Annotated in this window: 18 protein-coding genes and 1 pseudogene; 12 read left to right on the top strand and 7 right to left on the bottom strand. The window is 71.5% G+C overall.

Features of this window, described 5'->3' with window-relative positions; all coding sequences use genetic code 11:
* Positions 1-359: 359 nt before the first annotated feature.
* The 3 genes from ACGF0J_RS07690 to ACGF0J_RS07680 all read left to right on the top strand — a co-directional run bounded on the left by ACGF0J_RS07690 (position 360) and on the right by ACGF0J_RS07680 (position 3,171).
* On the top strand, positions 360-1,136 hold the full coding sequence (locus ACGF0J_RS07690; RefSeq protein WP_393143046.1) for a SigB/SigF/SigG family RNA polymerase sigma factor: 777 nt from the start codon (positions 360-362) through the stop codon (positions 1,134-1,136).
* A gap of 317 nt (positions 1,137-1,453) precedes the next feature.
* Entirely contained in the window at positions 1,454-2,014 is a 561-nt protein-coding gene (locus tag ACGF0J_RS07685; RefSeq protein ID WP_393143044.1) for an RNA polymerase sigma factor, read from the top strand.
* Positions 2,011-3,171 (top strand): CU044_5270 family protein, encoded by a 1,161-nt coding sequence (locus tag ACGF0J_RS07680; RefSeq protein WP_393143042.1) that lies wholly within the window; start codon positions 2,011-2,013, stop codon positions 3,169-3,171. Before ACGF0J_RS07685 ends, ACGF0J_RS07680 begins: the two co-directional genes overlap by 4 nt.
* Positions 3,172-3,283: 112 nt before the next feature.
* On the opposite strand, the gene ACGF0J_RS07675 is transcribed toward ACGF0J_RS07680, so the two are convergent.
* Complete coding sequence (locus ACGF0J_RS07675) at positions 3,284-4,072, bottom strand: SDR family NAD(P)-dependent oxidoreductase (protein ID WP_393143040.1); 789 nt, start codon at positions 4,070-4,072, stop codon at positions 3,284-3,286.
* 155 nt (positions 4,073-4,227) lie between these two features.
* Here ACGF0J_RS07675 and ACGF0J_RS07670 point away from each other — a divergent pair, with 155 nt between their 5' ends.
* Complete coding sequence (locus ACGF0J_RS07670; RefSeq protein ID WP_393143037.1) at positions 4,228-4,803, top strand: TetR/AcrR family transcriptional regulator; 576 nt, start codon at positions 4,228-4,230, stop codon at positions 4,801-4,803.
* Positions 4,804-4,831: 28 nt separating this feature from the next.
* Here the strand turns inward: ACGF0J_RS07670 and ACGF0J_RS07665 are convergent, their stop codons facing one another.
* Complete coding sequence (locus ACGF0J_RS07665; protein WP_393143035.1) at positions 4,832-5,938, bottom strand: GNAT family N-acetyltransferase; 1,107 nt, start codon at positions 5,936-5,938, stop codon at positions 4,832-4,834.
* A 205-nt stretch (positions 5,939-6,143) separates the two neighbouring features.
* Here ACGF0J_RS07665 and ACGF0J_RS07660 point away from each other — a divergent pair.
* Positions 6,144-6,569: pseudogene (locus ACGF0J_RS07660) on the top strand (Clp protease N-terminal domain-containing protein); the annotation flags it as partial.
* A 282-nt stretch (positions 6,570-6,851) separates the two neighbouring features.
* Here the strand turns inward: ACGF0J_RS07660 and ACGF0J_RS07655 are convergent.
* Together ACGF0J_RS07655 and ACGF0J_RS07650 are read right to left on the bottom strand one after the other, a co-directional pair.
* Complete coding sequence (locus ACGF0J_RS07655) at positions 6,852-7,523, bottom strand: response regulator (protein ID WP_393143033.1); 672 nt, start codon at positions 7,521-7,523, stop codon at positions 6,852-6,854.
* Positions 7,508-8,746, bottom strand: a complete 1,239-nt coding sequence (locus ACGF0J_RS07650) for a histidine kinase (protein WP_393143898.1) — start codon at positions 8,744-8,746, stop codon at positions 7,508-7,510. The genes ACGF0J_RS07655 and ACGF0J_RS07650 overlap by 16 nt, the downstream gene beginning before the upstream one ends.
* Before the next feature lie 183 nt (positions 8,747-8,929).
* Between ACGF0J_RS07650 and ACGF0J_RS07645 the strand changes: the two genes are divergently transcribed.
* A complete protein-coding gene (locus ACGF0J_RS07645; RefSeq protein ID WP_393143031.1) occupies positions 8,930-9,871 on the top strand; it encodes an ABC transporter ATP-binding protein in 942 nt (313 codons plus the stop codon).
* The gene (locus ACGF0J_RS07640; protein WP_393143029.1) at positions 9,868-12,126 is read left to right on the top strand and encodes an alpha/beta fold hydrolase; all 2,259 of its coding nucleotides are present in this window, start codon (positions 9,868-9,870) and stop codon (positions 12,124-12,126) included. Before ACGF0J_RS07645 ends, ACGF0J_RS07640 begins: the two co-directional genes overlap by 4 nt.
* A gap of 94 nt (positions 12,127-12,220) precedes the next feature.
* On the opposite strand, the gene ACGF0J_RS07635 is transcribed toward ACGF0J_RS07640, so the two are convergent.
* A complete protein-coding gene (locus ACGF0J_RS07635) occupies positions 12,221-12,919 on the bottom strand; it encodes a response regulator (RefSeq protein WP_393143027.1) in 699 nt (232 codons plus the stop codon).
* Positions 12,916-14,169, bottom strand: a complete 1,254-nt coding sequence (locus tag ACGF0J_RS07630; RefSeq protein ID WP_393143025.1) for a sensor histidine kinase — start codon at positions 14,167-14,169, stop codon at positions 12,916-12,918. Before ACGF0J_RS07630 ends, ACGF0J_RS07635 begins: the two co-directional genes overlap by 4 nt.
* Positions 14,170-14,439: 270 nt before the next feature.
* Here ACGF0J_RS07630 and ACGF0J_RS07625 point away from each other — a divergent pair, with 270 nt between their 5' ends.
* The 5 genes from ACGF0J_RS07625 to ACGF0J_RS07605 all read left to right on the top strand — a co-directional run bounded on the left by ACGF0J_RS07625 (position 14,440) and on the right by ACGF0J_RS07605 (position 18,585).
* Complete coding sequence (locus tag ACGF0J_RS07625; RefSeq protein ID WP_393143023.1) at positions 14,440-14,847, top strand: DUF6223 family protein; 408 nt, start codon at positions 14,440-14,442, stop codon at positions 14,845-14,847.
* 158 nt (positions 14,848-15,005) lie between these two features.
* Positions 15,006-15,437, top strand: coding sequence for a DUF6223 family protein (locus ACGF0J_RS07620; protein ID WP_393143021.1), 432 nt, complete (start codon positions 15,006-15,008; stop codon positions 15,435-15,437).
* Positions 15,438-15,709: 272 nt separating this feature from the next.
* Complete coding sequence (locus ACGF0J_RS07615; RefSeq protein ID WP_393143019.1) at positions 15,710-16,930, top strand: riboflavin synthase; 1,221 nt, start codon at positions 15,710-15,712, stop codon at positions 16,928-16,930.
* Between the two features lie 73 nt (positions 16,931-17,003).
* The gene (locus tag ACGF0J_RS07610) at positions 17,004-17,780 is read left to right on the top strand and encodes an enoyl-CoA hydratase/isomerase family protein (protein ID WP_393143016.1); all 777 of its coding nucleotides are present in this window, start codon (positions 17,004-17,006) and stop codon (positions 17,778-17,780) included.
* On the top strand, positions 17,767-18,585 hold the full coding sequence (locus ACGF0J_RS07605) for an amidohydrolase family protein (protein WP_393143014.1): 819 nt from the start codon (positions 17,767-17,769) through the stop codon (positions 18,583-18,585). Before ACGF0J_RS07610 ends, ACGF0J_RS07605 begins: the two co-directional genes overlap by 14 nt.
* A gap of 49 nt (positions 18,586-18,634) precedes the next feature.
* On the opposite strand, the gene ACGF0J_RS07600 is transcribed toward ACGF0J_RS07605, so the two are convergent.
* Complete coding sequence (locus ACGF0J_RS07600; protein WP_393143012.1) at positions 18,635-19,042, bottom strand: RidA family protein; 408 nt, start codon at positions 19,040-19,042, stop codon at positions 18,635-18,637.
* Positions 19,043-19,073 lie beyond the last annotated feature (31 nt).

The following is a 19,073-nucleotide window of genomic DNA, read 5'->3' as shown; positions in this document are numbered from 1 at the left end:
GCTCCAGCCGCCGGTCCCCTCGGGAGGCTCTGATGGGGATGATGGCCAACATCGAGATCATCTGACACCTGCGCACCATGACCGACCACCGACGACGCGCCCGCGCCACCACGCCCACGGCCGGGCCCTCCTGCGACGTGGCGGCCGGAGCGCTTTTCCGGCCCGGACATCCGGCCACCGCGGCATGGAGCCCCGACATCAGTTATGAATCCGTTACCGTCAGGAGGTGAGGGCAGGGCCCTCATGGGGGATAGTGGATCTCGAAGTCCAGCAGAGGGCTTCCTCTCACGCACACGAAGGCGTGCCTCTGCATGGGCTTTTTCTCATGGACGGGGCCGCCGACACCCCCGGGAGAAGACGTGCCCCTCCTGACCATCACCTCCGACCAGCTCACCGCCGAGGAACTCCTCACCCGCCTGGCCGAGCCGGACATCTCCGACCTGGACGCGGCGCGCATCCGCGAGCGCCTGGTGGAGATGCATGAGGGACTGGTGACCGAGATCACCCGCCGCTACCGCTACCGCGGCGAGTCCATGGACGACCTGCGCCAGGCCGCCTACGTGGGCCTCATGAAGGCCGTCAACGGCTACGACCCCTCGCTCGGGCACGAGTTCAGGGGATACGCCATGGTCACCGTGCTGGGCGAGGTCAAGCGGCACTTCCGCGACCGCACCTGGGCCGTCCGGGTGCCGCGCGTCTACCAGGAACGCCGCATCGAGATCAACAAGGCCACGGCCGAGCTGACCCAGACCCTCGGCCACTCCCCCACCGTCGCCGAACTGGCCGCCAAGCTGGGCATTTCGGAGGAGGACGTGCTGCTGGCCATGGAGGCCTCCGCCGCCTACTCGACGCTGTCGCTGGACGCCCCGGTCGGCGGTGGCGCCGACGACGACGCGGCCGAACTGGGCGACCTCCTGCCCGCGCAGGACCAGTCGCTCGACACCCTGCTCGACGCCCACGCGATCAAGCCGCTCATCGACGCCCTGCCGGCCCGGGAGAAGAACATCCTGCTGATGCGCTTCTACGGCAACATGACCCAGTCGGAGATCGCCGAGGAGTTCGGGATCTCGCAGATGCACGTCTCGCGCATCCTGCGCGCGGTGCTCACCAAGCTGCGCACCGCCCTGACAGCCTGAGCCGTGACAGCCTGAGCCGTGACAGCCTGAGTCCCGACAGTCTGAGCCCGGGGCGCGGGCCGAGCCGCCGCCGCCGAAGGCGCGGCGCAACCGCGGCTGTCGTGCCGAAAGCCGGGCTTCCAGCAGCCTGCTGGAAGCCCGGCTTTCTGCTGGATGCCTGCTTGTTGTGCTTGTTGGCTGCTGCCTGCTGGATGCCCGCCCGCCTCTCCGGCCCGCAGAGGCGATACTTCGGAAAAGTGCGCACCGAGGCGTAACGAGAAGAAGGTTCGCGCCACTTCCTGGTGTCAGAGAAAGCACCCGAACGAAGGGGCTGGGTGGTGACGGACGATGCGCACCGGTTCACCGGTATCTACGACGAATGCCGACAACGTGTGTGGGCCTACGCGGTCAGTCGCGCGGGGCGGCAGGTGGCCGATGAGGTGGTGAGCGAGACGTTCGCGATCGCCTGGCGACGGCTGGACGACGTGCCGGAGCACGCCCTGCCGTGGCTGCTCGGCGTCGCCCGCAACGTCCTGCGCGACAGCGTGCGGGCCGAGGCCCGCAGGGAGGCGCTGGCCGCCGAACTGCGGTGCTGGACCGAGGGCGACGTGGCCGACGAGGTGACCGAGCGGATGGGCGTGCTGCGGGCGCTGGCCGCGTTGCCGGACAACGACCGGGAGATCCTCGTCCTGGTCGCCTGGCACGGGCTGTCGCCCAAGGAGGCCGCCCGCGTCATCGGCTGCTCGTCGGCGACGTACCGCGTGCGGCTGCATCGGGCCCGCAAGCGGCTCCAGCGAGCCATCGCGGAGGCCGCCGAACCGGCCAGGGGCTCGCGTGGCGGCGACCCCGCCCAGCCGTCCCTGCCCCACGTGCACAACCTCAGCGAGGAGTGGTCATGAATCACATCGACGAGCTCCGGGCCGCGCGGCCCGCACATCTCGGCGACCGGCCCGTGGACCCGCGCACCAGGTCCGCCGAGCTGGCCCGCGCCATGTCGCAGCCGCGGCCGGTGCGGCGCCGGCGCATGGCCGTCAAGCCGGTGTGGGGCCTCGGCCTGGCCGGGGTCGCGGCCGCCACGGCCGCCGCGACCGCGGTGGTCGTGGTCATGGCGGGCAACGGCACGGCGCCGACGCCACGGGCGCCCGATGGCGGCCGTCCGGTCGCCGGCAGCCCCAGCACCGCGCCGGCGACGCGGGTGAAGCTGGCGGCGCGGGACGTCCTGCTGGCCGCCGCGGAGAAGGCCGACCGGCGAAGCGAGCGGACCGGGGCCTACTGGCACACGGTGTCGGTGACCCGGAGCCTGTACAGCGCGGCGAAGGGCGGTTACCGGGTCGTGGCGCGCGAGCGCAGCGAGATGTGGACGCCCCGCGCCGCCGGTGGCGATCAGTGGGCGCGCAGCCGGCCGCTGGGGGTCGCGCCGGCGAGCGAGGAGGACCGCAAGGCGTGGGAGCGGGCCGGCTCGCCCGGTGAGATCGACATCGCGGTGCCGGGCAAGCGCGGGCCCATGACCCTGACGGTCTCCCCCGGCCGGGCCCGGACCAGCCACAGCCCGCTGGTGGACGGCGACAAGGTGTTCTGGCTGGGCAGGAACGTCACCATGAAGGACCTGCGCGGTCTCCCGAGCGACCCCCAGCAGCTCAAGAAGTGGCTGCTGCGCTCCTACCAGGGACACGACACGGAGTCCTCCGCTGTCCCGATGGGGTCGGACGCCTGGCTGTTCAGGGTCAGCGCGGGCCTGATCACGGACATGCCGGTGACGTCCCAGGTCCGCGGGGCGGCCTTCCGCATGCTCGCCGAACTCGATTCCGTCGAGGTCATCCAGAACGTCACGGACGGCGAAGGCCGCCGGGGCACGGCCGTCGCCGTCGAGGAGCGCGTCACGGGTTCCGCCGTCCTGCAGCACCGGCTGATCTTCGACGAGGCGACCGGCCAGGCCCTCGGCGACCAGAACGTCGTGGTGAAGCCCGGTGGCCTTCAGGCCGGCTTGGAGCCCGGCACGGTGTTCAACTCCACCGCCGTCCTGGAGGCCGGCTGGACCGACGCCAAGCCCTCCTGACCGGCGGACACAGGCGGACACAGGCGGACGCCGGCCGACGGGCCCGCCGGACCACCCGGTCCGGCGGGCCCGGTCTCAGCACGGGGCTGACGGTCTTCGGGCTTCGACGGCATCAGCCGAGGGGGGTGAGGACCTTGCGGGTGATGCGTTCGGCGATGGCGGCGACCAGGGTCCGGGGGCGGCGGGGGGTCAGGTGCGCGGTGAGGGCGTTGCCGAAGCCGGGGGCGACGTAGCCGCGGTCCCGCTCCAGCGCGCGCAGGGCGGCGCGGACGACGGGTTGCGGGGTGGTCATGGAGCCGGTGACGGCCGCGTTGCGGGTGCCGATGGTGTCGAAGAAGGCGGTCTCGACCGGGCCGGGGCACAGGGTGAGCACGCGGATGCCGCGCCGGCGGTACTCCTGTCGCAGGGCGAGGCCGAAGTTCAGCACGAAGGTCTTGGCCGCGCCGTAAACGGCGAAGTACGGGGAGGGCTGGAAGGCGGCGTTGGAGGCGACGTTGACGATCGCGCCGCGGCCGCGCTCCAGCATCCCGGGCAGCACCTCGTGGGTGAGGTCGACGAGTGCGACGACGTTGACCATCAGTTGGTCGTGGTCGCGGGCTGCGGGGATCTCCTCGAAGCGGCCGCAGGTGCCGAAGCCGGCGTTGTTGACCAGAAGGTCGACGTTCAGACCACGGACGGTCAACTGGTCGGCGATGCGGCGGGCGGCGTCCGGCTCGGCGAGGTCCTGGACCACCACATGGGCGCCGATGCCGTGTTCGGCGGTCAGGCGCTGGGCGAGGGCGGCAAGCCGGTCACCGGAGCGCGCCACCAGGATCACGTCGTGGCCCTGGGCGGCGAGCTGGGCGGCGAATTCGGCGCCGAGGCCGGACGAGGCTCCGGTGATGAGGGCGGTGCTGTGCACGTGGTTCTCCTTGGCGGGGAACATCTGAGACGATGGAAACTGGAACTGAAACGTACCAGAAACTGACTTAACTGCAACAAGCATGATGCAGCTATCGGGTTGGCGGTATCAACGATGTAGTGTTTTGCTGGACAAGTGGCCGAGCAGGAGGCGTGATGGGCGAGACGGCGGCACGATCGTTGCGGGCGGACGCGGAGCGCAGCGTGCGCGCGATCCTGGAGGCGGCCGAGCGGGTGCTCGCCCAGGAGCCCGGCGCCTCCATGGAGCAGATCGCCGCGGCCGCGGGAGTGGCCCGCACGACCATTCACCGGCGGTTCGCCAGCCGGCAGGCGCTGATCGAGGCGCTGGCCTCGTCCGCGGCCCGTCAGCTCGCCCAGGCGGTCGACGACGGCCGGCCGGACACCGCGCCGCCGCTGGTGGCGATGCACCGGATCACCGCCAACGTGCTCGAGGTCAAGGGCGCCTGGGCGTTCGCGTTGGGGCTGCCCGCAGCTCCCGGCAGCGAGGCCGCCCTCCTCCACCAGGACATCGCCCGCAGCTGCACCGCCGTACTGAAGCGGGCCCAGGACGACAGGCTCATCGACCGAGCGGCCGACCTCGACTGGGTGCGCCGGGTCTACTACGCGCTGATCGGCGAATCCCTGCACGGCAACGCGGAGGGCGCCGACCCCGACATCCTCGCCGCCCGCATCATCGACACCCTGCTGCACGGCGCCGGCCCACGCGCCTGAGCCGGGAGCCGCAGCATCAGAGGTCTCCTCATCGCGTCTCCGCCGGCTCCTCGTCGGGAAGCCCGGCACCGACATCCGCGGGCACGGGCTTGGTGAGGACGGCCGTCGCGCGGTCGGACGACTCCGTGCGGTAGCCCTGGGAGTGGTAGAGGCCGATGTTGTGCCGGCTCCGGGCACCGGTGGACAGCACGATGCGGCGGCACCCGGCGTCGATGGCGGCTTCGGCCTCGCGCAGCAGCCAGCGCCCCACGCCCTGGCCGCGCAGATCGGGGACGACGCCGAGGCGACCCACGTGCCAGTCGTCGTCCACGCGCCGCGTGCGCACCATGCCCAGGAGCCGGCCGTCCCGCCACAGGCCCGTGGCCTGCCAGGTGTCCAGCCATGCGCGTACCTGCTCCAGCGACTCCTCCAGGGCGGAGATGGCCAGGCTGTCGTTGGCCAGCGCCTCCTCCACCCAGCAGCACCGCTGGAGCACCAGAACCTCCGGAGCGTCGTCCGGGGTCAGCGCCCTCGCGTACGACCCCGACAGCGGTACCGCCCCCGAACCCGAGCCGGCTCGCTCGCGCATCGGCCGCAGGGCGTGGGCGAGGCGGACGAGCTCGTCCAGGACCCCGATGGCGGCCCTGTCTCGGCCGGCGTCGGGACGGAGCCGCCCGCGATCGACCGCTTCGGCGATGCGCAGGGCGACCGTGGCACCCAGCGGCACCAGTCGCAGCGTGGTCACCACCTGCTTGGCGTGCTGAACCGACCGGGTGCCCGCCGAGGTGTTGCCGTAGCTGACGAACCCCATCGGCTTCCACGCCCATTCCCGGCCCAGGTAGTCGAGGGCGTTCTTGAAGGTCGCCGGCATGCCGTAGTTGTACTCGGGGGTCACCGCGATGAAGCCGTCCGCCGCGTCCACCATCGCGCTCCACCGCTTGGTGTGCTCGTGCCGGTAGAGGCCGGAGGCGGGCTCGCCTTCCTCGTCGAGGAAGGGCAGCGCGAGGTCGCCGAGGGACACCGGCAGGAGCTCCACTCCCAGTTCCGCGGCCCGTGGCGCGATCGTGTCGACCAGCCACCGCCCCACCACCGGACCGAGAGCGCCAGGACGGGTGCTGCACACGAGGACAAGGACCCGCACAGATTTAGTTGACATGGAAACGAACTTAGCTGGTAACTTGTTTACATGTCAAAGACATGGCTCGAGGAGACATCGCCCGCAAACCGGAAGAACCCGCCTGAGCGTCATGCGCCTCCCTGAGCGGAACTCCAACGATGATCATGTGTTGGACACCTCACCGCGTACGGAAGGATGGAACCACCCGAGCCGGCCGACCAACTGCTTCGTGAGGAGTGGCAGCATGTTCCAGAAGTTGACCGACAGGGCGCGGCGAGTCGTCGTCCTGTCCCAGGACGAGGCCAAGATGCTCAACCACGACTCCATCGGTACCGAACACCTTCTCCTCGGATTGATCCGTGAAGGTGAGGGCGTGGGCGCCACGGTACTCAAGAACCTGGGCCTGAGCCTTGAAGGTCTGCGCCGGCAGGTTGAGGACATCCAGGGCCGAGGCCAGACCGTCGCGTCGGGACACCTTCCGTTCACCCCGGCAGCCAGCGAAGCCCTCCAGTCGTCGAACCGGGAGTCCTTGCAGCGCGGCCTCGACTACATCGGCACTGAGCACCTCCTGCTCGCGCTCGTCCGGGATGGTGCGAGTTCCGCGGCTCAGGTGCTGGTCAAGCTCGGAGCCGACCTCGACCAGGTCGGGCGTGCCGCAGACGAACTCGTCCCTCGGCGGCACATGACCCGATAAGCGGTCGCAAGCGATCAGAGGGCTGCAGGCGCGCGACGGCTGCCGTCACGTTGGTCCACCACTCCCCCGTTGAAGGCCTCGCTGTAGTCCTGGGGAGATTTCCCACGGACTTGCCTGACCTGCGACGATGTACGGCTCTGTGACCGTGGTGTCGATTCGCTCACGGAGAAGGCATGAGCGACGACATTCGCGGGTGTCGCAGAGCTGTCGGGTAGGCGACGGTCGGCTCACCACCGTGCCAAGCAATTCACGTGAGCGCTACACCAGCGGTCGTGATGGCGCGGGTACGGCCTGCAGGTAGGCCAGAACCGCCATGACGCGGCGGTTGTGGTCGTCGGACGGCGGCAGGCCGAGCTTGGCGAAGATGTTGTTCGTGTGCTTGCCGACCGCCTTGTCGGTGACCTGGAAGCGGGCGGCGATGGCCACGTTGGACATGCCCTCCGCCATCAGCGCGAGCACCTCACGCTCCCGAGGGGTCAGTGCGGCCAGCGGCTCGTCGCGGCTGCGGCGGGTCAGCAGCTGGGAGACCACCTCCGGGTCCATCGCCGTGCCGCCCCCGGCGACCTGGCGGACCGCGTCCACGAACCTGTCGACGTCGCCCACCCGGTCCTTCAGCAGGTAGCCCACCCCGCCGGAGCGGTCGGACAGCAGTTCTCTGGCGTAGAGCTGCTCCACGTACTGCGAAAGGATCAGCACGGGCAACCCTGGGACCCGGCTGCGTGCCTCCAGCGCGGCGCGCAGCCCTTCGTCGGTGAAGCTGGGCGGCAGCCGTACGTCGATCACGGCTACGTCCGGGCGGTGCCGGACCAGGGCCTCCAGCAGCATGGGGCCGTTGTCCACGGCCTCCACGACGGTGAAGCCGTGCGCCGACAGCAGGCGGACCAGCCCGTCCCTCAGAAGTGTCAGGTCTTCGGCTATGACAACGCGCACGGGACCTCCATGGTCAGTACGGTAGGGCCGCCTTGAGGGCTGCTCACCGTGAGCGAGCCGTCGAAGGCGGACAGGCGGTCCTCGATGCCGCGTACTCCGGTGCCACCGTCGCGGCGCACCATGCCGCACCCGTTGTCGCCCACGGTCATGCGAAGGACGCCGGCGGTGTGCCGCAGCCGCACCCATGCGCGTGAGGCGCCGCTGTGCTTGGCCACGTTGACCAGCGCCTCGGCGACGGCGAAGTAGACAGCGGACTCCACGGGCGGTTGCGGGCGGCCGGGCAGATCGATGTCGACCTCAACCGGTATCGGGCACAGCAGCGCGGACGCCTCGATGGCGCCGGCCAGACCCCGGTCGGACAGCACCGGGGGATGAATGCCGCGCACCAGGTCACGCAGGTCCGTCAGCGCCTGGCCGGCCACCTCCCGCGCCTCGTCGATCACGCGGACCATCTCGCCCGGATCACGGGAGCCGCGGGCCAGCCCCAGGTGCATGCGGACGGCGATCAGCTTGGCCTGCGCGCCGTCGTGCAGGTCGCGTTCGATGCGCCGCAGCTCGGCGGCGCGCGCGTCGACCACCGCGGCCCGCGACGCGGTAAGCGCCCGGATCCGCGCCTCCGTCGCGGTGCCGCCATCCAGCAGCCGTCGCGCCAGGCGTGCCTGCCCGATGCGGAACAGGGGCATGGCCATGAGGGCGACGGTCGCGATGGCCACGATGGACAAGCTGAGGGCGAACGTGTTCAGCGTGCTCGTCTCCACCGGCCGCAGCCGGAACCAGACGTAGTCCAGGGCGGCCAGCATCGCCCACACCGCCACCACCGGGACGGGGCCCGTGACGACGTGCACGGCCAGCCAGCCCAGCTCACGCCGCGTGCCGCGCCGGCGCGGTTCCGGCACCGCAGTGGCCCGCCATGGCCGGCCGGTTTCACGCCGGTGACCACCTGCGGCGCCATCCCTGTCGAGCACCCGGCCCGCCCAGCGACGCTGGTAGGCGGCCAGGCGGTGGACGAGAACGAGCCCGAAGCCGAGCGGCGCCCGCCCGAGACCGGCCACCGGCACGAGGGCACTGCTCACCAGCACCAGAACGAGCACCACCAGCGCCGCAAGGCCGGTCACCGCGTTCACCACCAGCACCGCCAGTCCGCTCACCCCGGGCCGCGCATACCCCGCCAAAGCATTGACGGCCTGCCGCGCCGGCCCGCCGAACGCGGGTCGTATCCCCATCACAGGTGCAGTCTGCCCTGTCGGCGAGGAGAAGACGGTGGGGCTGGCCCTACCCCTTGAGGTGGCTGTTTCCCACCCTGGCCGGTAGGCCGACGCCTATGGAGGCCGGAGTCCGGGGCCGCGAGGCTGGTCCCGCCGATCGGAACGAGCTGATCGGCCTGACCTGGCGAACAAGGATGAGACGTGATCGAAGTGAGAGGGCTGAGCATGCGATACGGCCGCACGCTCGCCGTGGACGACCTGACCTTCACCGTCAAACCGGGCCTGGTGACCGGATTCCTGGGGCCGAACGGCGCCGGCAAGTCCACGACCATGCGAGTCGTACTCGGGCTGGAGATCCCTACCGCAGGTGAAGCGCTGGTGGACGGACGCTCGTACGCGTCATTGCGCCGGCCCATGCGCACGATGGGAGCGCTGCTGGACGCCGGAGCAGTGCACGGCGGGCGTACGGCCCGCGACCATCTCGGCTGCCTGGCACGCAGCAACGGCATCGCATTGAAGCGGGTGGCCGCCGTACTCGACCAGGTCGGCTTGACCGACGTGGCGGACCGGCGGATCGGCGGGTTCTCCCTGGGCATGAAACAGCGCCTCGGCATCGCGGCGGCGCTGCTTGGCGACCCGGCGGTGCTCATGTTCGACGAGCCGCTCAACGGCCTGGACCCCGAGGGCATCCGCTGGATCCGCGACCTGCTGCGCTCGCTCGCGGCCGACGGCCGCACCGTCCTGCTGTCCAGCCATCTGATGAACGAGCTGGCCCTCACCGCCGACCACGTCGTCGTCATCGGGCGCGGCCGGCTGATCACCGACACGACGACGGACGCACTCGCCGCACAGTTCAAGCGCGACGTGCTGGTCCGCACGGCGCACCCGGATCGGCTGGCGCAGACCCTGCGCGCACACGGCGCGAGCGTGACCGCAGACGCCCTGGCGCCCGGCGACCTGAAGGTGCGGGGCATGGACGCGACCGAGATCGGCGCGCTGGCCCTGCGGGCGGGCATCGCGCTGCGGGAGCTGACGCCGCGCAGCGCCTCGCTGGAGGAGGCGTTCATGGAGCTGACCGAGGACAGCGTCCAGTACGGCGCCCGCCCCGCCCCCACCGCAACCCTCTCGGAGGCCACCCGATGAGGGACGTGATCGCCTCGGAGTGGTACAAGCTTCGCTCGCTCCGCTCCAACATCTACCTGCTGGCCGTCTCCATCCTCGCCGTGCTGGTCTGCGCCGGGGTGGCGTACCTGATGGGCCGCGGATTCGACCGCCAGACGTTCGAGGAGCGGCTGAGCTTCACCAGCAACGGCGCCGGGCTGGGCACCGGGCTGCCGGTCGCCTACTTCGTGCTGGGTACGCTGGGCGCGCTCTCGATCACCTCCGAGTACGCCACAGGGATGATCCGTACGAGCCTGGCGGCGGTGCCACGGCGGCAGGTGTTCCTGTTCGCCAAGATCCCCGGGCTGGCCGCGGTCACCCTGGTCGCCGGCCAGGTGCTGGCGTTCGCCATGCATCTGGCCGCCCAGGCCGTCCTCGGCGACCGCGCCGGTCAGCTGCTGCTTGACGGGGGCACCCTTGGCACCCCGCTTTCGGAGCCGGGCGTGCTCGCCACGGTGGTCGTCGCCGGGCTGTCCATGACGGCCGCGGCGCTGATCGGGCTCGGTGTGGGCGCGGCGATCCGGTCCACCCCTGGCAGCCTGGTCGCGCTCGTCATGTTCTTCCTGGTGATCCCGATCATCGCCCAGGCGCTGCCGTCGCCGCTGCGTTCGCAGGTGGGCTCGTACATGATGGAGAATCTGCCGTCGCAGATCGCCGGGGTGGGCGGCGGCCTGCTGCCTTCGGGGGCGGCGGCCGCGCTGCTCGTCGGCTACGTCGCCGCAGCGCTGACGGCGGGCGCGACGGTGACCGCGCTGAAGGGACGCCTCAAGGTGGCGGCCGTTGGAGCGGCCGCCACGCTCCTGGCCGCTCTGGTGGCGGTGCCCGCCACCGCAGACTCGGCCGGCTCCGGCCCGTCCTCGCTCGCCTGGAGGCCGTGTACCGACAAGGACGCCCCCAAGGACATGCGCTGTGCCTCCGTCCAGGTGCCCCTCATCTGGACGGAGCCCGCCGGACGGAAGATCACCGTGCCCATCGCGATGCTTCCCGCTTCCGGTGCGGCACGCCGGATCGGCACGGTGTTCGCCATCCCCGGCGGTCCCGGGGTGTCGGGCATCGATGAGTTGAAGCAGTTCCACGGGAGGTTCGCCAAGCTGCGTGACCGCTTCGACGTGATCGGCTTCGACCCGCGCAACACCGTCAAGCCCGGCGGCGTGCTGCCGTACGAGTGCCTGGCCACCGGCCCTTACATCACCCTGCCGGACACCCGTGCCGAGTACGCCGCACTCGCCCGGACCAACCGCGAACACGCGCAGCGGTGCCGGTCGGCAGACCCGGATTTCTTCGACCACATGGACTCGGCCTCGGTCGCCCGCGACATCGAGGCCGTCCGCACCGCGATGGGCGAGCCGCGGCTGAGCTTCCTCGCCACCTCCTACGGCGGACATCCCGCGCTGGCCTACGCCCGCCTGTTCCCCTCCCGCATCCGCGCCATGGTCATGGACGGCACCGCCGGCCATGTCGAGGAGACGACGGCCGGGGAACCCTCCATGTATCTGAGGGCGGAGAAGGCACTGGAGCGGTTCGCCGCCTGGTGCCGTTCGGCCACGGCCTGCGCCCTGCACGGCCAGGACGCCGGTGAGGTGTGGCGCCGGCTGGTGGTCGCCGCAGACCGCTCACCCGTGCCCGTACGCAACGATCCGACCGGGGCCGCCTACACGGGGTTCGACCTGAAGGTGGCCGCTGCCCCCAGCTTCACCGCGCCCGGCCCGGAACCGGACGTACCGCGCTGGGTCGAGCTGGCCGAGGCGATCAAGAAGGCCGCCGAGGGCGACGCCTCCGGATTCGCCGAGTACGTCCGTCGGGCCACCGGCGGCCCCAAGGTCCCCTCACTCGCCGGGCAGAACATGACCCACTGCCTCGACGGCCGCGGGTACGACAGCTACGCGGCCTACCGCAGCGCCCTGCGCAGGGCGCAGGAGCTGTCGCCGAACTTCGCGGGGCAGCGGGCGTGGTGGCCGCTGGGCTGCGCCGGCTGGCCCGCCCCCGTCACCAACCCGCCGGCGCCGCTGCCCACCAGCGGCCTGGTGCCCTTCCTCGGAGTCGGCAGCTGGACCGACCACGACGAGGTCGCCAGTATCATCCGCCACGTGCCGGGCTCCTCAAGCGTCCGCTACGACGGACACGGCCACGCGCTCTACCTTTACGGCAAGGGCGGCTGCGTCACCGCGTACGTCAACCGCTACCTCACCAGCTTGAGGCTCCCGCCCCCGGGCACCACCTGCCAGGCCACCGGATGACGACCGGCCGTGCGGCCTGGTTTCACTGGTGCCGCACCCCTGGGGAATGCGGCCGCCGAACTGCCTGCTCTCCCCAACGTGGCGTGGCCGTGCCCTACGGCGCGGGGCTGACCAGTCCCGTCCGGTAGGCGATGACGACCAGTTGCGCCCGGTCGCGCGCACCCAGCTTCGCCATCGCCCGGCTGACATGGGTCCGCACGGTGGCCGGGCTGAGAAACAGCTCGGCACCGATGTCGTGGTTGCTCAGGCCCTGTCCCACCAGGGCCAGCACTTCACGCTCACGCTGGGTCAGCACCGCGAGCCGGTCTTCCGCGGCCCGCGCGGCCTTCCGGTGCGCGGTGAACTGGCCGATGAGGCGCCGGGTGATGCGCGGCGCGAGCAGCGCCTCTCCGGCGGCGATCACCCGGATCGCCTGCAGGAGCTCGGCCGGTCCGGCGTCTTTGAGCAGGAAGCCGCTGGCCCCGGCCTGCAAGGCGTCGAAGACGTACTCGTCGGTGTCGTAGGTGGTGAGGATGAGGACGCGGACCTGCTCCAGCCCGGGCGTCCGGGCGATCTCGGCGGTGGCCTGGATGCCGTCCAGCCTGGGCATGCGGATGTCCATGAGGACGACGTCGGGACGGGTGGCGCGGGCCCGCTCGACGGCTTCGGCGCCGTTGGTCGCTTCGCCCACCACGGTGATGCCGTCCTCCAGGTCGAGCAGGACCCTGAACCCTGAGCGGACGAGACCCTCGTCGTCGGCGAGCAGCACCCTGACGCGAGCGTCGCTCGACGGTGAGGCGGCCGCCGCGTTCACCGGCGCGACCCGGCCGGTGCGAGGGGCAGCCGTGCCCTGACCTCGAACCCGCCGCCCGCGAGCGGCCCGGCGTCGAGTTCTCCGCCCAGCAGCCGACAGCGCTCGCGCATGCCGGCGATCCCGCGGCCGGGCTTGGCGGAGCTGTCGGTGTCGCTCGGCCGCCGGGCCGGTGGGCGCGCATCCGCGCAGTCGTCGGCCGGCCCGGCGCGGCGGCCCTCGTCGGTCACGCGGATCTCCAGCTCCTCCGTCCCCGGGTTCAGCGTCACCGTCACCCGGGTCGGGCCGACGTGACGGACCACGTTGGTGATCGATTCCTGGACGATGCGGTAGGCGGCGCTGCCCACCGCGCTGGGCAACGGGGCCGGCGCGGAGGTCTCCTGGAAGGTGATGTCGAGCCCGGCCTCGCGTGCCTTGGCGGCCAGTTCGTCGACCTGCCCCAGCCCGGGGTACGGCCCCCGCCCGTCGTCGTCACCGTCGTCGTCGCGCAGCACCCCGAGGATGGCGCGCATCTCCCGCAGCGCCCGGGAACTGGTGTGCTCGATGGCGCGCAGCGCCTCCCGCGCCGCTTGCGGCCGCTTGTCGAGCACGTGCGCGGTGACACCCGACTGCACGTTGATGATCGCTATGGCGTGCGCGACGGTGTCGTGGACCTCCCGCGCGATCCGCAGCCGCTCGGCGTCGACCCGCGCCCGCGCCTCCTCCTCGCGGGTGCGTTCGGCCAGCTCGGCGCGCTCCTGCGCCTCGGCCGCGATGACCTGCCGGGACCGGACGGACTCGCCGAGGGCCGCGCTCATGACCGCCGCGCCGATCCGGAAGAACACCCAGCCGATGGCGGCCCGCGGCTCAAGGTCGGCCGCGGCGACCAGCCAGCCGGCGGCGAGCACCGAGGCGCCCACGCCCGCGATCACCAGCGACCGGCGCCCGTCCCCGTAGGCGGCCACGGTGTACAGGGCCACGAACAGCCCGAGCCAGCCGGGGCCGTCCGGAAAGTCAAGGGAGTAGTACACCAGGCTGGCGAGCGCGGCGATCACGAACACCGGCACCGGCCACCGGCGGCGGCCGGCGACGACCACGCCGCCGACGACCAGCAGGACATATCCCAGGTTTCCGAGGTCGGTCAGCGGCCGCTGCACCACCTCACCGGCGTTGCGCACGATCGTGCCCTGAACCTGCATCACGGTGATGAACAGCGCGAGCAACACGTCCTGCACCGGCGCAGGCAGACGCAACGACACCACGCGGGATTCCATGCCGCGATCCTACGGTCCCCGCCCAGGGGAACACTCCGCCCAGCCGCGCGGCCGCCTACGACGACGGGCGTAGCCGGGCACGAGTCGCCTACGCGGAACTGCGTAGCCGCTGCCGCCGGCTGTCGGAGGCCGCGGCTGCCTCGACGACGCGATGATCGGTTCCGTGCAGCCCTCCCCGGCGCTCCCACTCGTCACCGGCACCCCGCCGGGGCAGGGCGCATCACCGCCCCGCCCACGCCGGGGCCTGCCATCCGACCGAAAGGATCCTCCATGTCCGTCCTGTTGGTGCTTGCCGCGCAGGCGGCCTCGCCGGTCTGCACGACGTCGGCAGAGTGCGCGGGCCAGGGTGTCGACACCTTCCTCGGAACCCCCGAACGCGTCTGGGCCAGTGTGGCCGCGCTGGTGGCGCTGGGCGGCGTCGTCATCGGCTGGCTGGCGCTGCGCTCGGTCCGCCGTGCCGGCGCCGGCGCCGGCGGCAGGAGGGCAGCCGTCGTGGCCGTCGTGGCGGGACTGATCGGCGGACTCAACGGCGCGGTGAAACTGGCTGTCGCCGACGGTGGCCTCGGCACCGGCAACGGAGTGTTCGGGGCGGCCATGGCCCTGGTGCTCGGGCTCGCCGGTGCGGCTCTCGGCGCACTGGCCCTGACCCGCTCCCCCAGCCACGCCCCCAGCAGCTGACCACGGCACACCCCAGCGCGCACACCCACCTCAAGGCCGCGGTCGGCGACTGCCGAACGACGACCGCCACGGCCGCCGCACCAGACCTGCCGCCGCGGCCTATCCCTCTCCCACCACCACCTGCCGGCGACGCCCGTCATCCATCAGAAGGGACCCTCATGTCCATCCGCCACCTGCTGGCCACCGCCGCCACCGCCGCGACCGCCCCGCTCGCCATCGTCGGGCTCGCCACCCCGGCGGCCGCGCACGTCCTGGTCCAGCCCGTCGATGCCTACACCCTCACCTCGGGGCGTCTGTGGTCCGCCGTGGCCGCGCTGCTGGGGCTGACCGGCATCGTCATCGGCGGGCTGGCCCTGGCCCGTTCCGCCCGCCGCACCGGCACCGGCACCGGCACCGGCAGAAGGGGAGCCATCGTGACCCTGGCCACGGGGCTGACCTGCACGCTCATCGGCGCGCTCGTCGTGGCCGCCGCCGACGGCGGTCCCGGCACCGGCTACGGAATCGTCGGGGGCTACGTGGACCTGGCGGTGGGGCTGATCGCCACGGTCCTCGGCGGGCTGGCCCTGGCCCGCTCCCGCCGCACCGCCTGACCCAGCCCTCGCCCCGTTGACCTGGTGCGGCACGGGGCACCGGTTGCGCTCACCGAATCATTGATCACGATGGCTGATGGTGATATATGTGAGATTGGTGCGATTCCAAGGTGCGGCGGTGACAGCCCGCCGGTCCCGCTGATCGAGGCGGGACGACTCGGTGTGATTCCAGGCCACGCGGTGATACCCCGCCACCTCTCGGGCCCCGCCCACGGCCCCTGATTCTTCGTACGGCAAGGACCGTCCCTGCCGCTGTCGAGAGGTGGTGCTGGATGTTCACCGGGCACATTCAGGAAGTCGGCGAGGTGATGGCCGTCGACCACGCCCGCATCGCGGTCAGAGCTCCCAAGGCCGCGGCGAGCGGGCTGGGCTCGATCTGCCTGAACGGCGTCGGGCTGATGACCGTCCAGGCCGAGCAGGAGACGGACGTTCTGGAAGCCAGACTCACCGCCGAGACCCGCCGCAGAACGACTCTCGACCAGTTCCAACCCGGCACGCGGGTCAACGTGGAGGCGCCTTTGGCCCTGGGCGACCTTCTGGGCGGTCACCTGGTCCAGGGCGCTGTGGACGCGGTGGGCAAGGTCGTGAGAGTCGACGACGAGGGCCGCGCCCGGCGACTATGGATCAAGCCGCCGGAGCGGCTGCTTCCGCTGGTCGTCCCCAAGGGGCAGATCGCGGTCGACGGCGTCAGCCTGACCGTCGCCGAGGTGTCCCGCGACCGGTTCTCGGTGGCGCTGATCCCCATGACGTTGCAGGCCACCACGCTGGCGGAGCTGTCCGTCGGTGATCGCGTGAACCTGGAGTCCGACCTGCTCACCCGCCTGGTGAGACGCTGGCCGTCCGACCCTGGGCGGGCGGTGGGCGAGGTGCTCGCGGCACTGCCGTGGGCGGGACGGGTCTCGGGCGGGCAGGGCGTGCAGAAGGCACTGGCGCAACTCGCCTCCGGAGGAGCCGTGGTGATCTGGGACCCCGACCGGGAGGGCGAGGGCGACGTGGTGTTCGCCGGGGCGCGGCTGCGCCCGGAGGCGTTCACCTTCCTGCTCACGCAGGTCTGCGGCCATCCGACCGTGCCCTGTGCGCCCGAGGTCCTCGACCGCCTGGAGATCGGGCCCATTCCCGGACCTGGTGATCGTCATGGCACCCGGCCGCACGTCCCGGTGGATCTGACCACCGGGACCGGCACCGGGGTGTCGGCGGCCGAACGCGCCGCCACCGTGCGCCGCCTGGCCGACCCGCAGGCCAGGCCGGCCGACTTCCTGCGGCCGGGGCATGTGTTCCCGCTGGCCGCACGCCCCGGAGGTCTCGCCGAGCGCGCCGGTCACACCGAGGCCACCGTGGCCCTGTGCGTGGCGGCCGGGCTGCCGCCCGTCGGAGTGTGTTGTGAGGTCATGAACCCCGACGGAACCATGGCGAAGGCCGCCGAACTGGAGGTGGCCGCGCTGCGCTGGGGTCTGCCGCTCCTCGACGTGGACGACCTGAGGCAGTACCTGTGATCGCCGGCGGACGTTCCGGTGGCCGGGGCAGACGTCCGGAAACAGACAGAGCCCAGGCGCGGGAGGGAACGCGGTGATCACGGTCGGCGTAGTGGACGGTATCGGGGTTGTCCGACTGGCCCATGGCAAGGTCAACGCTCTGGATCTGGAGCTGTGCCGGGCGATCGAGCGGACCATGCGCGATCTGGACGACCGGGGACCGGTGCGGGCCGTGGTTGTGACCGGATCGGGACGGGCGTTCTCGGCGGGCGTCGACCTCACGCGCGTCGTGGACGGTGGCGCCGCGTACGTGGCGGAGTTTCTGCCCGCGCTCAGCGGTGCCTTCCGATCCGTCTTCGACCTGGGCAAGCCGGTGGTCGCCGCGGTCAACGGGCACGCCATCGCCGGTGGGTGCGTGCTTGCCGCAGCCTGCGACCACCGGATCATGGCCCTGGGGAGCGGCACGATCGGGGTTCCGGAACTGCGGGTCGGGGTGCCGTTCCCGCACTCGGCCCTGGAGATCATGCGGTTCGCGCTGGGCCCGGTCGGCGCCCGCCGTGCGATGTTCGACGGCGCCAACCACGAGCCGGAGGCGGCCCTGGCGCTGGGCCTGGTCGACGAGCTGAGCGACCCGGACGCTCTGCTGGACCACGCGATGGCGGTTGCGAGCCGGATGGCCACCGATATCCCGACCGACGCTTTCCGCTACACCAAGACGCAACTCCGGCAGGAGGTGAACGAACGGCTCGACCGTCTCACCGACGAGCCGGCAATCGTGGACCTGTGGACGACGGCGGCAGTCGACGGCCGGATCCGGGCCTTCATGGACCGGACGGTCACCAGGAGGAGGCATCCCCTTGCCGATCATTGATGTCTGGGCACAACACCCGACGCGGCGCTTCATCCAGCACGACATGTTCGACTCGCTGCGCAACTGGTCAGGCACCTCCTTGCCGGCCGACCAGCCGCCGCTCTCCGTCACCGTGGCAGCCATGGACGCGGCAGCCGTCGATCTGGCCCTGATCAGCGCCTGGTACGGGCCGGAAGGCGCGCTGATCTCCAACGACGAGGTGGCCGCCTTCGTCGCCGAATCAGATGGACGCCTGGCCGGGGTCGCCTCTGTCGACCTGCGCAAGCCGATGGCGGCCGTCCACGAGCTCCGGCGGGCGGTCACCGAACTCGGCTTCAAGGCATTGCGCATCCTGCCCTGGCTGTGGGATCTGCCACCCACCGACCGCCGCTTTTACCCGCTCTACGCCGAATGCGTCGAGCTCGGCATCCCGTTCTGCACTCAGGCCGGCCACACCGGACCACTGCGTCCCTCGGAGCCCGGCCGGCCGATCCCCTATCTCGACCAGGTGGCGCTGGACTTTCCCGAACTGACGATCGTGGCCGGGCACATCGGCCATCCATGGACCACCGAGATGATCGCGGTAGCCACCAAGCACCCCAACGTCTACATCGACACCTCTGCCTACACCGTTCGCCGCTATCCCCCCGAACTGGTCGCGTATCTGAAGAGCCATGGCCAAGGCAAGGTGCTGTTCGGCACCAACTATCCGATGATCACACCGCTCAAGGCACTGGACGGGCTGGATCGGCTCGGGCTGGACGAGGAGACCCGCGCCATGTTCCTTCACCTGAACGCCCGGCGCGTGTTCCAGGCGCTGCCCTGACGCGTACGGCGCGAAGCGGGTCGGGCCCGCTGCCGGCTGTCGCGACGGCTCAGTCGAGGACCGCGGTGGCCTCGACCTCGACCAGGAGGTCCGGCTCCCCCAGCGCCGCGACGCCCAGAAGGGTGACCGGCTTGACCGGGTCGACCCCCAGCTTCGCGGCCGCCCGCGCGACGCCCTCCCCGAGCAGCGGCATCTTGTCGGGTGTCCAGTCCACGACGTAGACGGTCAGCTTGGCCACATCGTCGAACGACCCGCCGATCGCGGCCAGAGCGGTCGCGATGTTGAGATACGACTGCTCGACCTGCGCGGCCAGGTCCCCCTCGCCGACCTTCCGTCCTTCGGCGTCGCGGGCCACCTGGCCGGCCAGGAACACCAGTCGGGACCCGGTGGCGATCGAGAGCTGCCGGTAGACCTCGGGCTTGGGCAGCCCGTCGGGATTGATCAGCGTCACGGGCATGTGCGGCTCCTTGTCGAATACGCTCTCTCAA

This window comes from Nonomuraea sp. NPDC047897, from assembly GCF_043204415.1.
GTDB lineage: Bacteria > Actinomycetota > Actinomycetes > Streptosporangiales > Streptosporangiaceae > Nonomuraea.
Note: the sequence above shows the minus strand (reverse complement) of the source record. Positions and strands in the feature narration are given on the sequence as shown.